At 54.0% G+C, this 3,992-nt stretch carries 3 protein-coding genes and 2 pseudogenes; 1 reads left to right on the top strand and 4 read right to left on the bottom strand.

All coding sequences use genetic code 11. The features are described from left to right. The 3 genes and pseudogenes from ACOTX2_RS24935 to tet(A) form a co-directional block, all read right to left on the bottom strand. Positions 1-105 (bottom strand): annotated as a pseudogene (locus ACOTX2_RS24935) (IS6 family transposase); the annotation flags it as partial. A 36-nt stretch (positions 106-141) separates the two neighbouring features. Then, positions 142-645 (bottom strand): shikimate dehydrogenase family protein, encoded by a 504-nt coding sequence (locus ACOTX2_RS24930; RefSeq protein ID WP_013851371.1) that lies wholly within the window; start codon positions 643-645, stop codon positions 142-144. Positions 646-1,159: 514 nt separating this feature from the next. Beyond that, positions 1,160-2,359 (bottom strand): tetracycline efflux MFS transporter Tet(A), encoded by a 1,200-nt coding sequence (tet(A), locus tag ACOTX2_RS24925; protein WP_031942321.1) that lies wholly within the window; start codon positions 2,357-2,359, stop codon positions 1,160-1,162. 127 nt (positions 2,360-2,486) lie between these two features. On the opposite strand from tet(A), the gene tetR reads away from it, so the two are divergent. Then, positions 2,487-3,128 carry a tetracycline resistance transcriptional repressor TetR gene (gene tetR / locus ACOTX2_RS24920; protein ID WP_013851373.1) on the top strand — a complete coding sequence of 214 codons (642 nt, stop codon included), beginning with the start codon at positions 2,487-2,489 and terminating at the stop codon, positions 3,126-3,128. Positions 3,129-3,491: 363 nt separating this feature from the next. Here tetR and ACOTX2_RS24915 read toward each other — a convergent pair. Further along, positions 3,492-3,695: pseudogene (locus tag ACOTX2_RS24915) on the bottom strand (DDE-type integrase/transposase/recombinase); the annotation flags it as partial. Positions 3,696-3,992 lie beyond the last annotated feature (297 nt).

The following is a 3,992-nucleotide window of genomic DNA, read 5'->3' as shown; positions in this document are numbered from 1 at the left end:
CAGCATCTCCTGCAGCTCACGGTAACTGATGCCGTATTTGCAGTACCAGCGTACGGCCCACAGAATGATGTCACGCTGAAAATGCCGGCCTTTGAATGGGTTCATGTACAGCTCCATCAGCAAAAGGGGATGATAAGTTTATCACCACCGACTATTTGCAACAGTGCCAATTAATTCTCCAACCTGTTTGGCGGCCATAGCATAAGCAATAGCTGAGCCAGCACCGCCTGTTCCAGCTAGATAGACTCTTTTACCTGTCACATCGAAGCCTCTTTTCAAAAGGCTCGATACGAAACCTTCACCATCGAGCATATCCCCATGTAGTTGGCCCTGAGCATTCCTCCTGATGACGTTGCATCCTCCGATTGCCATAGCAGATTCACTGGCTGAATCAATTAATGAAAGCGCATGTTGTTTGTGAGGCATCGTTATAATGGCACCACGAAAATTCTGAATACATTTCAGACCATTGACAGCGGTTTGCAGACCTACAGAGTTTATATGGAGAGGGACCATCAAAGTGTCGGGGATTTGTTTTTCAAGGATGGCGGCATTTATCATGAGTGGAGCGCTGACCTGAGCGATCGGGTCACCTATGATCGACAACAGTTGCAATTTACCACTAACAATACTGAGTTCATTCATCACTGATACCCGTATGTAAAATAAATTAACCAGACTATTTTACATAGGATTACATGAAAGACTGGTTTAATGGCAAGTAGAAATGCTGTATCAGCCACCTCAACAGGGGAAGACACATCTACATACAGTGATTGAAGGTTACGCCTTCAAATGCTCATATGTCAATAACGTAATTAGAGAATTTGTAGAAACCTACATGTCAGGCTTATTGCGAGATATAATAGATTTAAATTGTACTTTTAATACCTGATACAACGATAAATCTCCAAAATTTGGTGTAAATAATTATCTCATCTGTATTTTTTAGTGGAACATTCGTATTGTCCTGTCCCCCGTTGACTACACATTCTGAAGTGAGGGATGTCTGTTCTTAGAACGAAGCGGACAAGATGGCTGGGTTAGAGGTCCGCTGTGAGCGAAAAGCAGTCCTAATATTGCTGTACTTGTTGTGATTGAAAGACGGGTAGCCGGAAGTCGCCTTGACCCGCATGGCATAGGCCTATCGTTCCCACGATCAGCGATCGGCTCGTTGCCCTACGCCGCTCCAAAACCCGCGACGCAGCGCCGGCAGGCAGAGCAAGTAGAGGGCGGCACCTGCAATCCATGCCCACCCGTTCCACGTTGTTATAGAGGCCGCATAGATCGCCGTGAAGAGGAGGGGCCCGACGATCGAGGTCAGGCTGGTGAGCGCCGCAAGAGATCCTTGAAGCTGCCCCTGACGTTCCTCATCTACCTGCCTGGACAACACTGCTTGCAGCGCCGGCATTCCGATGCCACCCGAAGCAAGCAGGACCATAATCGGGAACGCCATCCATCCCCTTGTCGCCAAGGCAAGCAGGATGTAGCCTGCGCCGTCGGCAATCATTCCGAGCATGAGTGCCCGCCTTTCGCCGAGCCTGGTGGTTACAGGGCCGGTGATCATTGCCTGGGCGAGTGAATGTAGAATACCAAATGCGGCAAGCGAAATGCCGATCAAGCTCGTGTCCCAATGAAAGCGATCCTCGCCGAAGATGACCCAAAGCGTGGCCGGCGCCTGTCCGACGAGTTGCATGATGAAGAAGACAGCCATCAGGGCGGCGATGACGGTCATGCCCCGGACCCACCGGAACGAAGCGAGCGGGTTGAGAGCCTCCCGGCGTAATGGTCGACGTTCGCCTTTGTGCGACTCCGGCAAAAGGAAAATGCCCATCAGGAAATTGAGGCCATTCAAGGCTGCTGCGGCGAAGAACGGAGCATGGGGGGAGAAACTGCTCATCAGCCCACCGAGCACAGGTCCCGCGACCATCCCGAACCCGAAACAGGCGCTCATGAAGCCGAAGTACCGCGCGCGCTCATCCCCATCTGTGATATCGGCAATATAGGCGCCGGCTACCGCACCAGTCGCCCCGGTGATGCCGGCCACGATGCGCCCGATATAGAGAACCCAAAGGAAAGGCGCCGTCGCCATGATGGCGTAGTCGATAGCGGCGCCGGACAGCGAGACGAGCAAGACCGGCCGCCGGCCGAAACGATCCGATAGCGCACCCAGCACAGGCGCGCAGGCAAATTGCATCAACGCATACAGCGCCAGCAAAATGCCATAGTGGGCGGTGACGTCGTTCGAGTGAACCAGATCTCGCAGGAGGCCCGGCAGCACCGGCATAATCAGGCCGATGCCGACAGCGTCGAGCGCGACAGTGCACAGTATTACGATCAGGGGTCTGTTGGGTTTCACGTCTGGCCTCCGGACCAGCCTCCGCTGGCCTCCGGACCAGCCTCCGCTGGTCCGATAGAACTCACGGATCCTTTATCACTGATAAGTTGGTGGACATATTATGTTTATCAGTGATAAAGTGTCAAGCATGATAAAGTTGCAGCCTAATACAGTTATCCGTGTCGCCCTGGACCTGTTGAATGAGGTCGGCGTAGAGGCTCTGACGACACGCAAACTGGCTAAACGGTTGGGGGTTCAGCAGCCGGCGTTATACTGGCACTTCAGGAACAAACGGGCGCTGCTCGACGCACTGGCCGAAGCCATGCTGGCGGAGAATCATACGCATTCGGTGCCGAGAGTCGACGACGACTGGCGCTCATTTCTGATCGGGAATGCCCGCAGCTTCAGGCAGGCGCTGCTCGCTTATCGCGATGGCGCGCGTATCCATGCTGGCACGAGACCGGGCGCACCGCAGATGGAAGTGGTCGACGCGCAGCTTCGCTTCCTCTGCGAGGCGGGTTTTTCGGCTTGGGACGCCGTCAATGCGCTGATGACAATCAGCTACTTCACTGTTGGGGCCGTGCTTGAGGAGCAGGCCGGCGACAGCGATGCCGGTGAGCGCGGCGGCACCATTGAACAGGCTCCGTTGTTGCGGGCCGTGATAGACACCTTCGACGAAGCCGGTCCGGACGCAGTGTTCGAGCTGGGGCTCGCGGTGATTGTCGATGGATTGGCGAAAAGGAGGCTCGTTGCGAGGAACATTCAAGGGCCGAGAAAGGGTGACGATTGATCAGGACCGCTGTCGGAGCGCAACCCGCTCACTACAGCAGAGCCATATAGACAACATCCCCTCCCCCTTTCCACCGCCTCGTGCGCCTGGCGGGCAAGAGCCAGGGCGGCCGTCTTCACATTCTGCCCTGCGCAGATAAGATAGATTTAGCGTGGACTCAAGGCTCTCGCGAATGGCTCGCGTTGGAGGCTTTCATTGATACTTGTGGGGCACCGCAGGGAAATACCGGCTATGTCGTGCTGCGCATCGCAGCCTGCGCCCTTGACTTGTCTCGCCTCTCGGGACTCACCCCTTGATACTGAACAATATCGCCAGCAGCTTCAGTCCTGTCCCGATAACCACCCCGTGGTATCCACTCCGATTTCAGACTGCGGAACAGTCATTCTGCAAAGCATTATCCCAGCAGTTCCCGCTGCGGCTCATGCTGAGCATCATTCCATATTGAGCGGCCAGAATCCGGTACGGCAGGCTGCAATATTGGGTTCCCTGGTCCGAATGGAAAATTATACCTCCCGGGCAACCTCGGCCCTGCCAAGCCATTGCCAGCGCTTGTTTTTGCAAGCAGGCTGTTTGCTTCTGACGAGAACGCCCAGACCACTAATTTATCTGTATATATTCAAGTTTCATCTTGTTTCCCCATGTAAGTATCCCTGCAAAACGAACCATTCACTTTTAGAGATCCTCCGACATACTAATTATGTCCTCTGAGGAGATCTCCATGCGTAAAGTCCGATTCACCGAGCTGCAGACATTCGGCCGGCACTGTTGCAAATAGTCGGTGGTGATAAACTTATCATCCCCTTTTGCTGATGGAGCTGCACATGAACCCATTCAAAGGCCGGCATTTTCAGCGTGACATCATTC

Origin of the sequence: Enterobacter cloacae complex sp. IR5412 (assembly GCF_049237385.1) — a bacterium.
GTDB classification, from domain to species: domain Bacteria; phylum Pseudomonadota; class Gammaproteobacteria; order Enterobacterales; family Enterobacteriaceae; genus Enterobacter; species Enterobacter intestinihominis.
Note: the sequence above shows the minus strand (reverse complement) of the source record. Positions and strands in the feature narration are given on the sequence as shown.